Genomic DNA, 16602 nt, shown 5'->3' with positions numbered 1-16602 from the left:
GATGGAGTCCGCACAACATACCGAATTGGTTAAGCCGCCAGCAGCCGGCCCCAAAAAGACTTCCCCCCTATATACGCGCCGAGTCAAAACGTTTATGCGGGAAGTTTGGCGTGATCGGATGTCCTATTTGTTTTTGGCGCCTTTTATGCTTTGCTTTGCTTGTTTTATTATTATTCCGGTCTTTATTGCAGCCCTGCTCAGTGTAACAAATTTTAACGGGATCGAATTTCCGAGGTTTGTTGGCTTCAGTCAGTTTATTTACATGCTGACGCAAGATGTTGTGTTTATGAAATACACGCTGCCTAATACGTTGAAATTCGCGATTATTGTGGGGCCGGGAGGATATTTGCTGGCATTTGTGTTCGCTTGGCTGATTCATCAATTGCCCAAATCGATTCGCGATTATTTTACGCTTGCCTTATATGCGCCAGCCATGGTGGGCGGAGTAGCCCTATCCGTTGTATGGGCGGCCACCTTTAGCGGCGATCAGGTCGGTTACTTAAACAATTTATTGCTGCGGTTTGGCATGATCGAGTCCCCGCAATTATGGCTGCAGGATCCGAAATATTTGATGATCGTTATGATTATTGTGACCTTGTGGACCAGTATGGGGGTCGGTTTTCTGGCGATGCTCGGCGGTCTGCAAACCGTTAATACGGAGCTGTATGAAGCGGGTCGAATCGACGGAATTAAAAACAGTCTGCAGGAGGTTTATTACATTACCATCCCTTCCATGAAGCCGCAGATGCTGTTTAGCGCCGTGATGGCCATTGTCGGCACTCTTAAGGCGGGTGCCATTTCCACACAATTGACGGGAGTCACAATTACGCCGAACTATGCCGGTCATCTCATCACGAACCATATCGATGATTATGCTTTTATCCGGTACGAATGGGGTTATGCATCCGCCTTATCCGTTGTACTGCTTCTATTGAGCTACGTATTATGGAGGTTTTGTTTTGTCCTATTCGGTTCAAAGGGGGAGCAGTAGATGTTAAATGCGGTGCGAAAGCTGCGGAAGCAAATATCGTTCCCTCGAATTGTATTGATCGTATTTCTCACAGCGGTAGGGGTATTTATGCTAATCCCCATCATCTTTTTATTTAATCATGCATTTAAGCCGCTTAATGAATTATTTGCATATCCGCCAACGATTTTGGTAAAGCAGCCTACCTGGCGCAACTTCGAGCAGCTTCTGCTGAGTTCTACGGCGGGGTTGGTGCCATTTACGCGTTATTTGTTCAATAGCGCGGTTATTTCGGCCATCGCCACGGGGGCCGTCATCCTGGTGAGCACAATGGCCGGGTATGTGCTGTCCAAGCATCGCTTTCACTTTAAAACGATGATTATGGGGCTCATTCTAATCTCGCTTATGTTTGCTCCTGAGACGGTAGCGATTCCCCGCTATCTGGTCATTAGCGGTTTAGGGCTTAAGGACACTTATTTCGCTCATATATTGCCGTTTCTTGCTTCACCGCTTGCGGTTTTTTTAATGAGGCAATTCATCGACCAGATCCCCGCTTCTCTGACGGAAGCGGCCAAGCTCGACGGAGCGTCCGATATGTACATCTTTACCAAAATCATTATTCCGTTAACGGCTCCGGCTGTAGCTACCGTGTCCATTATTACGTTCCAGGCCGTCTATCTGGATGTGGAAACCTCCACGTTTTTCATGACGAAGGAAACGATGAAGACGCTCGCCTATTACGCTACGGCGCTCGTGGTAAACGTGCCGGGCGTTGCCGCGACAAGCCTTGCCGCCGCCATAGGTCTGATCATGTTTCTGCCTAACTTGATTATGTTTCTATTATTCCAGCGAAAAATGATTCAAACGATGCTGCACTCAGGTGTGAAATAAGATGGGGCAACAGAGGGGGGGCTGTCGACAATGAGCCTTATTCGAAATGGCTTTGGACATTTAAAAGTAAAAGTGATTGCCTTATTGTGCCTGCTTTGTTTGCTCTTTCCTTCCCTTATTTCCGCCGGTCCGCCTTATAGAACGGTGTATATCGATCATTCCGTTGGCGGAATGCAGTATTATGTTCAACCGATTTATCTCCCGGAGAAGGTGATAGACGGCAATGAAATGGCGGTGCCGCTGAGCACGCCGAGCGACCTGTTTGTCACAGGCAATGGGGATGTTTATGTCGCAGATACAGGCAATAATCGGATTGTCCAATTCAATGAGCAGGGACAATACATTCGGAGTATTGGCGATGAGGAAGGCCTGGTCACGCTTAATCAGCCGGAAGGGGTGTTTGTTGCCGAAGACGGCGCGATCTATGCGGCGAATACGGCTGCAGGAAACATTGTCAAGTTTAATGCGGAAGGTCAGGTAGAGCAAACTTACGATAAGCCGCCGTCGAACGTTTTGGGCGACGACTATCACTTTCTGCCCACAAAGGTGGTTGTGGATGCTCGCGGAGTGATGTATGTCGTCGTTAAAGATACGCATCAAGGCTTGCTTCGCATGAATCCGGAAGGCGAGTTTACCGGATTTTTCGGGGCGAACAAAACGAAGCTGACGTGGCTTGATCAGTTGAAAAGGTCGATCCTCTCGAAGGAAATGCTGGCTAAAGAAATAGCCAAACGGCCAAACTCGATTCAAAATGTGACGCTCACGGGGGACGGCTTCCTATTTACGACAAGCACGGGCAAAACGAACGACGGGCAAATCAAGAAGCTGAATGCCGGCGGGTTTGACGCTTTTCAGAATAAACCGTTTTTCGAATATGATCTGGTTGATACCGCTTACGACTCCCAAGGCTTTTTGTATGGGATGGATCGAGTCAGCGGAAATATAGCCATCTATGATCCAACAGGCGATCTTTTATTTTATCTGGGCGGAGCGGATAAAAACGCTCGTCAGCTTGGGATGGTCAGCTTTGCTTCGAGCCTTGCCGTCAATGCCAATAATGACATATGGGTAGCGGACAGCGGCACGAATCTGATTCATATCTTTAAGCGAACGAGCTTCGGCGACACATTTCTGAACGCAGCCCATTATTATTACGAAGGCGATTATGCCAAGAGCAAGCCTTATTGGGAAGAGGTTATTCGGCATAATGGCATGCTGAATATTTCGTTTAATGGGCTTGGCAAAATTGCGCTTCATGATCGAGACTATGAGCTTGCGATTGATTATTTTAAGCAGTCTTATGATGCGGAGGGTTACTCGGATGCTTTCTGGAGTCTTCGATACGAATGGCTCCAGCGATATTTCTTCATTTCTCTTGTTGCATTGATCGTTTTGATAGGGGGGCTTATCTTCTTGTTTAAACGAGCAAGAGCATTCGTTCGCAGTCGGACATGGCATCCTAAAGTAAAGCAATACGGAAGTGAATTAGGGGATGCATTTTATTTAATCTTTCATCCTTATAATGGATTTTACCGGCTGAAAGAAAGAAATATATCGTGGTTCGTCATTATTTTAATCGTATTGCTTGCAATCGGCGTTCATATCTGGTCGATATTTGGCTCCGGATTTATCGCCCATCCTTTCAATTTAGCCTGGTTCAATGTTAGACTCTCTCTCCTTATGCTGATTGCGCCTTGGTTAACGTGGATCATCGCCAATTATTTGGTCAGCTCCGTTAAGGGCGGCGAGGGCCGTTTCCGGGAAGTGCTTCAAGCAAGCACCTTTGCGATCGTTCCATTTATCGTGATGACGATTCCGGCTACACTCCTTTCCAATGTATTGGTACTTGAAGAATGGATAGTCATTGATCTCATCCATCAACTCAAGTGGCTGTGGATCATTTTATTGCTTTTTGTGATGACGCAGGTCATCCATAACTTCGATTTTCTCGAATCCTTTAAAAATGCGGGAATTACATTGTTCACCATTGGAGTTATGTGGATCTTTATCATTATTTTTGTTGCGCTTAGCGGCAACCTGCTTGATTTCTTTAACCAAGTGTATCGGGAGGTGATTAACTATGGCTAGAAGGCTATGGCCATCCAGTAAACGATGGCAACGCATTGCAGCAGCCTCTTCCGCAGTGGTCATCCTTGCTGCCGCCATCATTATTTTGGGGTGGGATCGGCAGCCGTCCCTGCAGTCCATGGGCATTCGTCCGCATTCCATTGACTTAATGGCGGTTGTGGAGGGTGAACAATGGCAGCCTCCCGCTGCCGGGGGGGATGGCTTTGTTGACGTGGCGGACAATGGCTCGTTTGCACTAAAGATTGACCCTCGCACAAGCCAAATTACCGTACTCGATAAGAAGAGCGGCTACTTGTGGCGAAGCAATCCGTCAAAGGAGCAACTTGGCAAAGAAACCGTTCAAGGAGCCTTGCTGGCCAATCTCGAATCTCCCTATATATTGGAATACGTATCTGGCAGTCAGCCGAGACGCTTGGTGAAAAATTCGATAGATTCGAAAATCGAGATCAGTTATACGTTAATGGGAGACAAAGGGATTCAAGCCAGCTATACCTATCCGGAACTGCATCTGTCCTTTGTTATCCAATATGTTTTGACCGAGCACGGGCTGGAAGCGCGCATACCAAGCGAGGGCATTGTAGAATCGGGCGACAACAAAGTATTTGCCATTAATCTGTTGCCTTTTTTTGGCGGGGTGTCAAAGGCGGAGGAGCCGGGATACTTGTTCGTGCCGGATGGGCCGGGCGGGTTGATCTATTATGATCGAAAGCGGCCAGCCAATATTAATAGCTACGAATTCCCTATCTATGGAAACGATATGGCAAGCTTGAAGGTAAGCAATGAAAATAGGGGAAGACGCGAAGAAATCGGCTATCCCGTGTTTGGCCTAAAACGGGGAGAGCATGCATTTGCCGCCATCGTAAAGGAAGGACAATTCTCAGCTTCAATCAAAGCTGCGCTTCCCGGCCAAGTATCCAGCTATCATACGGCGAGCGCAAACTTCAGCTATCGCGAAGAATATGGTCGGAGAGTAAGCGGAGTTACGGATCAACTCGTCATAACCATTCAGAAGGAACGGACGCAGCACGACCGCAGCCTGGAGTATCGATTGTTGTCCGGAGAGGCCGCGGATTACGTCGGCATGGCGCATAGCTATCGCGATTATCTGGAGGAAAACGGCATGCTGGGCAGCCCGTTGCCGCAGACAGACAATGTGCCGATCCAGTTGTCTTTTTTAGGGGGAGGGACAAAGCCGAAATTCGGCGGCAGCGATTATGAGCCGGCAACCACTTTCGACCAAGCAGAGCAAATCGTCGAAGAATTGATGCAGCAGGGCGTGACCAATATGAGGCTGAGTTATCAAGGCTGGCAAAACAGCGGCCGATATGATACGGATGAACGATTCCCCGTTGTCAGCGAGCTAGGCGGCAACGAAGGCGCGAAGCGATTTATTCAGTCCATGCATGAAAAAGGTTTTACGGTTTATTTCGAAGATTATGCGGCATGGAGAAATTCGAGCGCTTCTTCATTCGATATCAAATCAGATGGCATTCGCTCGATCGACTCGACAGTACTGCAATTTAAACAGGGAGGCATACGACCATACACTGAATTCATTGTCAATCCGATCAAAATCGTCCAAGCGCAAAAAGAAGTGATTGATCAACTGAAGGAGCTTGGGGTGGACGGCATCCATTATATCGACGGGCCAGGCGATGAATTGTTTAGCGATCACAACGAAGATGCTCCGCTTACAAGAAAGGAGACGGCCTACTATTACGAGGCGCTGCTCGATTACACCCGCAAGGAGCTAGGTGGAGCCGGCGTATATAAAGGCTTCAGCTATTCGCTCCAGCATGTCGATTTCGTCCAATCGCTGCCATACGATTGGAGTTACGATATGATCATCGATGAGATGGTTCCTTTTTATCCAATCGTCGTTCACGGAATGATTGAATATACGGCGGCGCCTGCTAATGAACGCAACGTTTATGATAAGGAGCTTCTGAGAGCGATTGAATACGGCGCTATTCCGTTTTTCGGGCTTACTTACGAGGAGAATCGGGTGCTAAAGGATACGGATTATGTATTTATTTTTAGCAGCGAATATGACATCTGGAAGGATCGGATCATAGAAGAGTATGGGAAGTTCAACCAGCTCGCCTCCGTGTATCATCAACGAATCCGCGATCATGAGAAGCTGGCGGAAGGGGTATACGCAACGACCTACGAGGACGGCACAACCGTACAAGTGGATTACAACAGGAATCAATTCGAAGTGACGAAGGGGGGAGCCAAATAAGATGAACAGCGAGAAAGGACGGCGCAAAGGGCTATTCGTATTCCGCATGCAAGAATACGGCGTCGGATACTTGTTTATGCTTCCCTGGATGATCGGATTTGCGGCATTTGTCGCCTTTCCTGTTGGCTGGTCATTATACAACAGCTTTAATACGCTTTATTTTCGGGCCGGGGGGTTCTCATACACATGGGTAGGTCTTGAAAACTATAAACGGGTATGGTTTGAGAATAGCAATTATCGCATCGAGTTGATAACGTTATTGCAGGAATTGGTCATTATCATTCCTTTAATCCTCATTTTTTCGTTTTTCGTAGCTCTGTTGCTCAATCAAAGGTTTCCCGGCCGCGGAGCGATGCGCGCCATCTTCTTCCTGCCGGTCATTTTTGCCACCGGGCAAGTGGTGATGGAGCTATTTACGCAGGGAGCAGGCGAGCTGCCCTTTATCGAGCAATATAATATTGAGGCCATCATCCATAAAAATTTTGACGAACGGACAGCGGCGTCGCTTGTTGGCATTCTAAGCCAAGCCGTTATTATTTTGTGGTATTCCGGCGTGCAGATCTTAATCTTTATCGCCGGATTCCAGACGATACCGAAAACGATCTATGAAGCCATTCGCGTAGATGGCGCGTCGCCCTGGGAGAGCTTTTGGAAAATCACCTTTCCCGCCATGGTCCCCTTTATAGGGTTGAACGCCGTCTACACCATTGTCGATTTGTTCACCTTTCCGTTTAACAGCATCTTGGGCATTATTACGAGCAATATGTTTTCTCCAACGACAGGTTACGGTTATGCAAGCGCAATGGCATGGTTGTATTTCGCCTTAGTCTTACTGCTGCTGTCTGTAACGTTGGGCCTGACCTACCGTGCGACAAAAGGAAGGTGAGTGTACACGATGAAAATGGAAGACTCCATTAAGCAGATCAGGCTGGAAGTGACAAAAACTTTATCGAGCCGCAGATCGCAGCAGGTTAAGCGGGTTTTGCTCGGTCAAAATGTTAACGATGGACTGGTCGCGAAATTGATCATTTTTGTATTGCTGACGGTCATTGCGTTCCTCTACTTGCAACCTATTCTCGAAATGATTTCAACCAGCCTCAAGAGCGTACCCGATCTTATCGACCCGCTTGTACAATTAATACCGCGAGAGCTGTATTGGCAAAATTATATCGATGCTTGGGATGGATTGCGATATGTCGAAGCCTTTTTGGATACGATCTTTATTTCCTCCATGGGATCGCTGCTGCAGGTACTGTCCTGCTCGATTACCGGCTATGCGCTTGCACGGCTGCGCTTTCCGGGGAAAAATATATTTTTTGTTCTCATTATTGTTACTTTTCTCGTTCCGCCGCAAATAACCGTAATACCTCTGTATATGATTTATGATCAGCTTAACTGGCTAGACACGCCGCTTGTTGTATTTATCCCTGCGTTGTTTGGCCAGGGTTTGCGCGGCGCTTTGTTTATCATTATTTTCAGGCAGTTTTTCCTGGCTCAGCCGAAAGCGCTGGAGGAGGCGGCCAAGATGGATGGAGCATCGATCTTCCGCCTGTTCTTCCGCATTATGCTGCCGCTTGCCGGCGCGGCAAGCCTTGTAGTGTTCTTATTTTCGTTCGTCTGGTATTGGAATATGAACAGCGATGCAGCTATGTTTCTAAGCAATGACTTCACCCCGTTGTCGATGAGATTGAACTCGCTCACAGCGGAGTTGATGGGCAATGAAGTGGTTAACGTCGGCGCTTACGGCAAGGATCCCATCTCTGAGGGACCGAAGATGGCAGCCGCATTTTTAATCATTATGCCGCCGCTAATTGTGTACTTGATTGCTCAACGCTGGTTTACAGAAGGAATTGAACGTACGGGGCTTGTAGAATAACTGTCATGCGCGGCGAGACGTTCGCCAAAAAAAAGGCCGTCAGGCTGCCCCCCTGACGGCTTTTTGCTGTACTATTGGCGTTAGTGCTGCTGATAGACCTTGCTGCTTAGTTCTTCGCAGGATCGTTTGATCCAATCATGCACCCTGCCCCACAACTCGCCAGTAATACGAACTACTGGTATAGAGATGCTGATGGAAGCAGCCACCTTGCCCTCTGCATCCAAGACAGCGCCTGCAATGCAATGTACGCCGTCAACCGTTTCCCCCATGTTATAGCCGAACCCCTGAGTTCTTACCTTCTCAAGCTCCTTCAAGAGGTCGGGAAAGGTGGAGATCGTCTTGTCTGTAACCTTCTCTAGTTGATCGGTCGGATACAAGTCTCGCAGCTCCTCCATGGACAGATCGGCAAGTATAATTTTTCCGGATGCCGTAGCATGGAGAGGCAATGTTGTTCCCAAGCTATGATTAAAACGAAGCGCATGCGAGCTTACTTTCTCGCCAATGTATTGAATTTGATTTCCCACCCGAATGGCCAAGCTGACGGTTTCGTTGACATCATCGATAATTCGTTCCGCGATCTGATAGTACTCTCCGGTCAAGCTAGTATTTCGCATGTAGCCGGATCGAATGGTAAACAGCTTGTAGCCGATGCGGAACTGTTTTTTCGACCGATCCGTCTCCAGATACCCTCTGTTTAACATATTTTGAAGAATGAGATACGTGCTGCTTGGCGGCATATTTAAGCTTTTGGCGATTTCAGTCAGATTATAAGATTCCTGTTCACCTGTAAAAAGCTCAAGTATGTCAAGCACACGATCTGCTGATTTAACCTTTGGTGCCTGTTGACTCATATTTCCAACTCCACCCTTCATAGAAAAGATTTCATAAATATGAAACCTAATATGATTCTACCTTATTTGCTGCGAAATGTCGATATACCTAATTACTTCGAATACGGGCGTAAAGGCGAGCTGTCCGCAAGGCTCCAAAAAGTGGCATGCCAAAGAGTGGACTTTTTGACACGATTCATGGTCTTTTTGATAAATAATATTCATATTCCCGAGAGTACACTGAAGAGGGGTTAGAATAATCGCGTTGACCTTGCAGGTCAGCTAGATGCGGGGGAGAGTTCAATGAAAAAGGTTCTTTTATTAGGTGATTCCATTCGTATGGGATATGACGAATATGTCAGGGATCTTTTGAAAGATAAATGCGAGGTTTATTACGACGATAAAGACAATGGCCGTTTTGCGGCGTATACGCTCTGGCAGGCCAACCAGCTTTTTAGAAAACATGGCAAATTTGATGTGGTCCACTGGAATAACGGTTATTGGGATATGAACATCGAAGCGCCCATGACGAAAGCGATGCATCCAATCGATGAATATATTCATTTTTTAAAAAGAATTATTGGCGAAATTCGAAGCAATGGCGCGGCGATTATATTCGCGACAACCACCCCTGTGCTTAGTAGCGGCTATTCGCTGGATAACACAGGGACAGCCGTACATATCCAATTCAACAATGATTGGGTTGTCCATTATAATGAAACGGCTAAACGGGTGGCGGCCGAAGAAAGCATAACGGTCAACGATTTATATGCGCTAATGCTGCAAGAAAAAAACTATTACAAGTGCGAAGATGGCCTTCACCTCACCGAAGAAGGTTACAGGTTATGCGCCGAGCAAGCAGCAAAACTGATCCTGGAGAAACTGTAGAGGGAGTGGCATCGGTCGAGCGGACTTTAAAATCGCGTCCGGTGCGGAACAATCGTAAGTGCGATTTGGATTTTACCGGATAGGAATCGGGTGCTGCTGGAGTAAAGTGTTCTTGTCTTTGTGGCCAAAGATAAGGGCACTTTTTTTAATTTTTATGAGGTGATACTGCAGTCATTCAAGTTAAAATATGAGGTATATATAAATCGGGGAGATGATAAAGTGTGGTCAAAGCTTAAATTTGATAACATACCTATTTTTACCAAAATTATTGTTACATTTATGATTATCGTCTTGCCTTTGTTTACATTAAGCCTCGTGTTAAACGAGCTTGGCAAACGAGAGGTGAAAAGCCAAATCTCGCACTCGATCTCAACAACGATTCATTATTATTTCGCCAATTTGGAGAAGGAACTGGAACGTGTTATCCGGGCACAGCAAACTTTCGTAAATGATGAAGATCTGCTGAAGCTGAGCAGTGCCAGTTCCATTCTATCCGCTTATCAGCGTAGTAAAGCGATTAATGATTTGACGGATAAGCTTGTTGCCCTCAAGGACTCTAGCAGCTACATCAAGGATATTACCGTATACATCGATTCGATGGGGGGCGTCGTATCCACTTCTCACCTGATGGACCAACCGGGCATCAAGGAAGAGATGGAGGCAGTAGCGCTTGCTACCTATACCAATGGCGTCCCTATAACCGCCTGGGATCATCGACTGCATCTAAATTTAACTTATCCTACCTTTTTGTTGAACAAGGATAACGATTGGAAGCCGCCGGCGTTTATTCACAATATTGAGCTATCGCAAGAAGCATTGGCAGGCGCGTTGGCGTCTTTCCCTCAAGAAGGGGGAGCCTTGCTTTTTAACTCGAATTGGAGCCTTTCTAATGATCATTATCCGGAAGCGATTGAAACGGTGAGGGCCTATGTAGAACAGCGCGAAGGGCTGTCCTTTTCGACGGAGCAAGTGAAGGTCGGCAAAGAAAATTATGTGGTTGTTATTGATTCCTCCGCTTTTCTCGATGCGACTCTGGTCTTTTATTTTCCCGAGAATCTATTAGTCGGCCAGCTTAAAACTTACGGTACCTGGTTTTGGCTGCTTGTAGGCAGTTCCCTGATTATCGTTGTCCTGTTCTCGTATGGTATCTATCTTTTGATTCAACGACCTTTGCAAATGCTGGTTCGCCGGTTTAGAAGCGTGGAGGAAGGCAATTTAAATACAATCCAGATGCCTTTGCGCGCGGATGAGTTCGGTTACTTGTTTAATCGCTTTGACCATGCCGTCAAGCGGCTGCGAACGTTGATTGATGAGCTTTATGTACAGAAGATCAGACTTCAGCAATCGGAGCTCAAGCAATTGCAGATGCAGATTACGCCGCATTTTCTGTACAATAGCTTTTATATTTTGCATCGGTTGATTAAACATAGCGACAATCAAACGGCCGAATTGGTTTCCAAAAACTTGGGCGATTATTTCCAATTCATTACGAGAAACGGATTGGAAGAAGTTGCGCTTAAGGATGAAGTGAACCACGTTCGTTCCTATGTAGAGATTCAAAATGTGCGTTTTTCGAATCGAATCGAAGTCGCGTTCGGCGACGTGCCTCCGGATTGCGAAGACATAAAGGTCCCGCGCTTAATCCTGCAGCCGTTGGTCGAGAACGTTTACGAACATGGGCTTGGCGACACGATTGCGGGCGGTCGTTTGCAAATCTGGTTCCGGCATGAGGCCGGTCAACTTTGGTTTTTCGTTCAGGATAACGGAGCCGGCATGACAGAGACGGAATTCGAGCTGCTATCCCGCCAGTTGGAGGGCTTGGAAGAAGGAGAAACGACCGGGCTCGTTAATATCCAGCGCCGCTTGAAGCTGCGATACGGCGACCGCGGCGGGCTGGAAGTGTCGCCTGGAGAAGAGAAGGGGCTGATTGTCCGAATCTATATCCCCGCCGATCCCACTCACAAAGGAGACTAATATGTACCGTATACTGATCGTCGATGATGAGCCGTTTATTGTAAACAATATCTTTCTGTTGCTCGCCGAAGGTTCGCAGAGGGAGCTGGAGGCATACCGCGCATTTAATGTTTATGAAGCGTTAGACTGCTTGGCCCATAATCGCATCGATGTTGTGATTTCGGATATTCGAATGCCCGGCATGAGCGGCATTGAATTGCATGAGCGGATTATACACAGCTGGCCAATGTGCAAAGTGATTTTTCTTACGGGTTTCAACGAATTCGACTATGCCCGCAAGGCCATTCGCATGGGAGGGGTAGTCGACTATGTGCTCAAAAACGAAGATGACCATGTGTTGCTCGAGGCGGTTGAGAAAGCCTTTGCCGAATTGGACAAGCTTGAGGAACAGATGAATCAGGATTTGCATGCAAAAACAAAGCTGCAGCTGGCGATCCCAGCGTTGCAAAAAAACACCTTGCTGGAAATGATAGCGGAACCCGTTCCTGCTCCCAAAGTACGCGCGAGGAAGTTTGCCGAATCCGATATGCCTATTTTGTCGGACAAACCCGTGTTCCTTGTTGTAGGAAGCATGGACGGCTGGGAAGAAGGAATGAGCGAATCCGAGAGAACGCTGCTTCTTTACGCCTGTCAAAATATTGCCGCCGAATATTTAATGCCGACTTGCATTCAACTCTCCTTTACCCTGGAAGCTTATAAAATCGTATGGTTTATTCAACCTGGAGCATGGATGGCCGGGGCAGCGGAAGATGACGGGCAGGAGCAGCGTGCGTGGCAGCATTTGAAGACAAGAGTTTATTCGATTATGGAAACCGTCCAGCAGACCTGTACGAAGCTGTTAAAGCATCCCGTATCTTTTGTAATCGCGCGAGAGCCGTACGGCTGGGAACAAATCGGTAGCCGAATGAAATTATTAACGGATTTGCTGAGCCGGTATGCAGGCAATGGACAGGAGATGTTGATTCAGGATTCGGACCAACCGTCTTCAACCTACGAACCGGCCGACGGGGAGCATGCCGAGCAACTCATCCTGTTTATTCAACATTATGTCATTGCCCATCTGGGCGGGGATTTAAGTTTAACCGCGCTGGCTACCTTGGTCCATCATAGTCCGACCTATCTGTCCCGCTTGTACAGGCGAACGACGGGCATGATGTTATCGGACTATATTACGCAGGAACGGATGAAGAAGGCGAGGATGTTATTGGAGGAAACGGGGATGAAGATTCAGGAGATTGCCACAACGGCAGGTTATGAAGGCGCGTCCCAGTTCAACCGTTCGTTCAAGCGGCTCAACGGGATGACCCCGCAAGAGTATCGGGAGCGCTCGATCATGGAGAAGGAATTCAAGAAGGCAACAAAGGTAAAGAAAGACAAGGATCGTCGATAGAACGGGAGAAGGCCCTATTTTATAATTGGAGATGTAAGCAACTAGGAACAGGGGGCTGGGATATGAAAGGCAAGATGGCAAATTTGTTATTGCGATCCACATTAGTTAGCGTGCTCGTGTTGACTGCGGCCTGCACCAATCAAGGCAATGGGAACAGTACGAAGCCTGAGGACACCGGAGTCACTGGGAATGGCGAGGCTGTAGAAGCCGCGAGCAAGGAACCGCTTGGCAAAATCGATCCTCCGATTGAAGTGACGGCTATCAGGACGGTAAATTCCAATTTGAAGTTCGAAAACGGAGAAACCATCGAGAATAATGCATGGACAAAGCTGTATGAAGAGGAGTTTGGCATTAAAATCAAATATTTGTGGGTGTCCGATCCGTCCCAGTACGACCAAAAATTCAACATCGCGATGGCTTCCAACAAACTGGCGGACATTATGCCGGTCAACGGCATTCAATTCAATCAATTGGTGGAAGCCGGGCAGTTAGAGGATTTGACCGAAGCATTGGAAAATTACGGGACGCCGAAAATGAAAGAGCTGCTAATGAAAGACGGCGGGCTCGGCATCGAATCGGCGACCTTCGACGGGAAGCTGCTGGGGCTGCCGGTGAACCCCGGCTCATTTGATACCGCGCCGCTCCTGTGGGTACGTACGGACTGGCTGGAAAAGGTGGGTTTGCCTGAACCGAAAACGATGGACGACGTGTTCAAAATCGCGGAAGCGTTCGTCACTCAGGACCCGGATGGCAACGACAAAAACGATACGCACGGGCTGGGAGCGGCCAAAGATTTTTATGGTCTGGAGCCAGGGCTAGAAGGGTTCTTTAATGGCTATCATGCCTATCCGAAAAGCTGGGTGGAGGATGAATCCGGACAGCTTGTCTACGGCAGCATCCAGCCGGAAATGAAGCAGGCGCTTGCCAAGCTGCAAGAGATGTATGCCAATGGCTATATCGACCGCGAGTTCGGCGTGAAGGATAAAGAAAAATTTATTCAAACCGTAAATGCCGGAAAGTTAGGCATGTTCTACGGCGCCGATTGGTCTCCGCTGTTGTTCCTGGATGGCAAGACGCTTGATCCCGAGATGGAATGGAAACCGTTTCACTTGCCCTCCATCGACGATACGGCTGCCCGGCCGCAAACGGAATACAATATCGACCAGTATTATGTGGTGCGCAAAGGCATGAAGCATCCCGAAGCGGCGGTCAAGCTGCTGGGCGCGGCTAGCCACGACTGGGATCGGGAGAAGTATCCGCTAACGGATATGAACATGAACGGCGATGTAGAGAAATGGCAATACGCGTTGTTGCAAGCGGCTAATCCGATTCAAAACGTGGAGACTTACGAATATGTTTCCAAAGCAGTGGAGCAACAAGATGAGTCGCTGCTTAATTTGACAAGCAATCCGGGACAGGCGAATTTCTACAAGGGTATTAATGAATTCAATAATGGCGATTTGAACGGTTGGGGTTTTACGAGATTTTTTGACGCGATTACCGTCTTGTACGACTACCATACGAAGGATCAATTTAAGATGACGTCCTTTATTTCCGGACCGACGCAGACAATGGTGGAGAAAGAAGCGACCTTGTTGAAAATGGAGCTGGAAACGTTTACGAAAATCGTCATGGGCGAATCCTCGATCGACGCCTTCGATGAATTTGTCGTCAATTGGAAAAATCTTGGCGGGGACACGATCACGTCGGAAGTCGCCAAGTGGAAGGCCAGCAAGTAAGGAAAAGGATTTAAGGGATCCCGTCATTTTCTTTCAAGGGGCAGGCGCGAACCGCCTGCTTCCTTGAAAACATACGCTAGGAGATGAATCAATTGTCTATTATGACGGTAACGGGAAAGGTGGGCAAGGATGCTCTCGGATGGGTTCTGCCCCATGAGCATGCTTTCATTGATCTGAGGCGATTGGTGCCGGCGCCCGTCGGCATCGCCCAGCAGAAGCTGGCTGGGGAACAAGTAGAGCTGCGCAATTTCGGAAAGTTAATGCGCAATCCGTATGCCGTGCTGGATAATGCGGTTATTGACGAAGAAGACGTTGTCCGCGACGAGCTGTTGCTGTTTAAGAAAGCGGGAGGGAAGACCTTCGTCGACCTTACCCTGCGTGATATCGGGAGAGATCCGGTTCTATTGGCAGGATTGGCCAGAGAGTTGGATTTACACATAATCGCAGGCTGCGGCTACTATGTGCGGGGGTCGCATCCGCCGGATATGGATGACAAAACGGTCGAAAGCATAACGGAAGAGCTGCTGCGGGAAATTACCGTCGGAATAGACGGAACCGCCATTAAAGCAGGGGTCATCGGAGAAATCGGAACGAGCGAAATCATCTATCCAAATGAACGAAAAGCGCTTATTGCCGCCGCTATTGCCCAGAAGGAAACGGGACTCGGCTTGCATGTGCATACCGATCTATACACGGAAAACGGCTACGAAATCGTGGATCTATTAACCAAACATGGAGCCGCAGCTGAAAAAATATGCATCAACCATATCGATGTCGATATCCGAATGCCCTATATCAAAGATTTGTTGAACCTCGGCGTATATGTAGAGTTTGATAATTTCGGCAAGGAGTTTTATGCGGACAAACGGGACCGAAGCGTGCTTCGCGGCTTATTTGCCCGGGATATCGAGCGAGTCAAGGCGATCAAGCAATTAATCGATTGGGGTTTCCTATCGCGAATCCTTGTCTCGACCGACGTTTGCCTGAAAACTTGCCTGCATCGTTACGGCGGCTGGGGCTTCGACCATATGCTGACCAATATTATTCCGATGATGGAGGATGCGGGCATTACACCCCCGCAGATCGAAGCGCTGATGTGCCATAATCCTGCGCAATTTATGGATAATGGGGAGTCGTAATATCTTTTAATTGACCGAACAACAGAGCTGAAAAACACGAAGGAGGATGGAATGAATGGCAGTCATTCCGCAAGAAGAATTTGCACAAAGGACCGACAAGCTGCGGGTATTGATGCGCGAGCAAGGTTTGCAGGCCTGCCTCGTTTACGGTGATGAGTACAGGAAAGAAAACTTGCGATATGTCGGCAACTACTGGCCGCTGTTCGAGCGCGGGGCGGCGATCGTGCCTCTGGAAGGCGATCCGTTTATTATCGCGGCGCCCGAGGGAGAGATGTTTTGCCGCGAGATGAGCTCTTGGCCGGATGTGCGACTGTTACCCGAATTCAACTGCGTCACGGTGCCGGATCAGATTGAATATCCGCATGCGAATTATACCAGCCTGGCCGCGATCTGCAAGGAACTTCAAGCCGATACGGCATTGCGCAGACTGGGCCTTGTCGGACTGGATGCGATCCCGGTCCCTCTTATGCAGGCGATCGAGCGGGGCTTCAGCGGCGTTGAAATCGTCGATGCGTCAGATTTGTTATTCCGGCTTCGTATGGCCAAATCGCCTCATGAGGTGGCTTGCCTGCAAGAGG

General features: G+C 48.1%; 13 protein-coding genes. 12 read left to right on the top strand and 1 reads right to left on the bottom strand.

The genetic code is table 11. The annotated features are described in order from the left end of the window. Window position 1: 1 nt before the first annotated feature. Genes PAT3040_RS15560 through PAT3040_RS15535 form a run of 6 tightly spaced genes read left to right on the top strand, consistent with a single transcriptional unit; the run spans window position 2 to window position 8064 of the window. Window positions 2–991, top strand: a complete 990-nt coding sequence (locus tag PAT3040_RS15560; RefSeq protein ID WP_108993467.1) for a carbohydrate ABC transporter permease — start codon at window positions 2–4, stop codon at window positions 989–991. After that, window positions 992–1858, top strand: a complete 867-nt coding sequence (locus tag PAT3040_RS15555) for a carbohydrate ABC transporter permease (RefSeq protein WP_087568848.1) — start codon at window positions 992–994, stop codon at window positions 1856–1858. A gap of 30 nt (window positions 1859–1888) precedes the next feature. Beyond that, on the top strand, window positions 1889–3946 hold the full coding sequence (locus PAT3040_RS15550) for a YIP1 family protein (RefSeq protein ID WP_108993466.1): 2058 nt from the start codon (window positions 1889–1891) through the stop codon (window positions 3944–3946). Beyond that, entirely contained in the window at window positions 3939–6188 is a 2250-nt protein-coding gene (locus PAT3040_RS15545) for a DUF5696 domain-containing protein (protein WP_108993465.1), read from the top strand. Before PAT3040_RS15550 ends, PAT3040_RS15545 begins: the two co-directional genes overlap by 8 nt. Window position 6189: 1 nt before the next feature. Further along, window positions 6190–7074 (top strand): carbohydrate ABC transporter permease, encoded by an 885-nt coding sequence (locus tag PAT3040_RS15540; protein ID WP_108993464.1) that lies wholly within the window; start codon window positions 6190–6192, stop codon window positions 7072–7074. Between the two features lie 9 nt (window positions 7075–7083). After that, window positions 7084–8064, top strand: a complete 981-nt coding sequence (locus PAT3040_RS15535; protein WP_108993463.1) for a carbohydrate ABC transporter permease — start codon at window positions 7084–7086, stop codon at window positions 8062–8064. Window positions 8065–8144: 80 nt separating this feature from the next. On the opposite strand, the gene PAT3040_RS15530 is transcribed toward PAT3040_RS15535, so the two are convergent. Then, window positions 8145–8915, bottom strand: a complete 771-nt coding sequence (locus PAT3040_RS15530; protein WP_108993462.1) for an IclR family transcriptional regulator — start codon at window positions 8913–8915, stop codon at window positions 8145–8147. Between the two features lie 282 nt (window positions 8916–9197). On the opposite strand from PAT3040_RS15530, the gene PAT3040_RS15525 reads away from it, so the two are divergent. From PAT3040_RS15525 to PAT3040_RS37085, 6 genes are all read left to right on the top strand, one after another. Next, the gene (locus PAT3040_RS15525) at window positions 9198–9782 is read left to right on the top strand and encodes an SGNH/GDSL hydrolase family protein (protein ID WP_108993461.1); all 585 of its coding nucleotides are present in this window, start codon (window positions 9198–9200) and stop codon (window positions 9780–9782) included. A gap of 219 nt (window positions 9783–10001) precedes the next feature. Further along, the gene (locus PAT3040_RS15520) at window positions 10002–11756 is read left to right on the top strand and encodes a sensor histidine kinase (RefSeq protein ID WP_108993460.1); all 1755 of its coding nucleotides are present in this window, start codon (window positions 10002–10004) and stop codon (window positions 11754–11756) included. A gap of 1 nt (window position 11757) precedes the next feature. Then, the gene (locus PAT3040_RS15515; protein WP_108993459.1) at window positions 11758–13146 is read left to right on the top strand and encodes a helix-turn-helix domain-containing protein; all 1389 of its coding nucleotides are present in this window, start codon (window positions 11758–11760) and stop codon (window positions 13144–13146) included. 62 nt (window positions 13147–13208) lie between these two features. Beyond that, on the top strand, window positions 13209–14885 hold the full coding sequence (locus tag PAT3040_RS15510; RefSeq protein ID WP_108993458.1) for an extracellular solute-binding protein: 1677 nt from the start codon (window positions 13209–13211) through the stop codon (window positions 14883–14885). Window positions 14886–14986: 101 nt separating this feature from the next. Next, complete coding sequence (locus PAT3040_RS15505) at window positions 14987–16024, top strand: phosphotriesterase family protein (RefSeq protein ID WP_258235018.1); 1038 nt, start codon at window positions 14987–14989, stop codon at window positions 16022–16024. A 55-nt stretch (window positions 16025–16079) separates the two neighbouring features. Continuing rightward, a partial coding sequence (locus PAT3040_RS37085) for an aminopeptidase P family N-terminal domain-containing protein (protein ID WP_181376639.1) occupies window positions 16080–16602 on the top strand: 523 nt, incomplete at its 3' end.

This window comes from Paenibacillus agaridevorans (assembly GCF_003112455.1).
GTDB lineage: Bacteria > Bacillota > Bacilli > Paenibacillales > Paenibacillaceae > Pristimantibacillus > Pristimantibacillus agaridevorans.
Note: the sequence above shows the minus strand (reverse complement) of the source record. Positions and strands in the feature narration are given on the sequence as shown.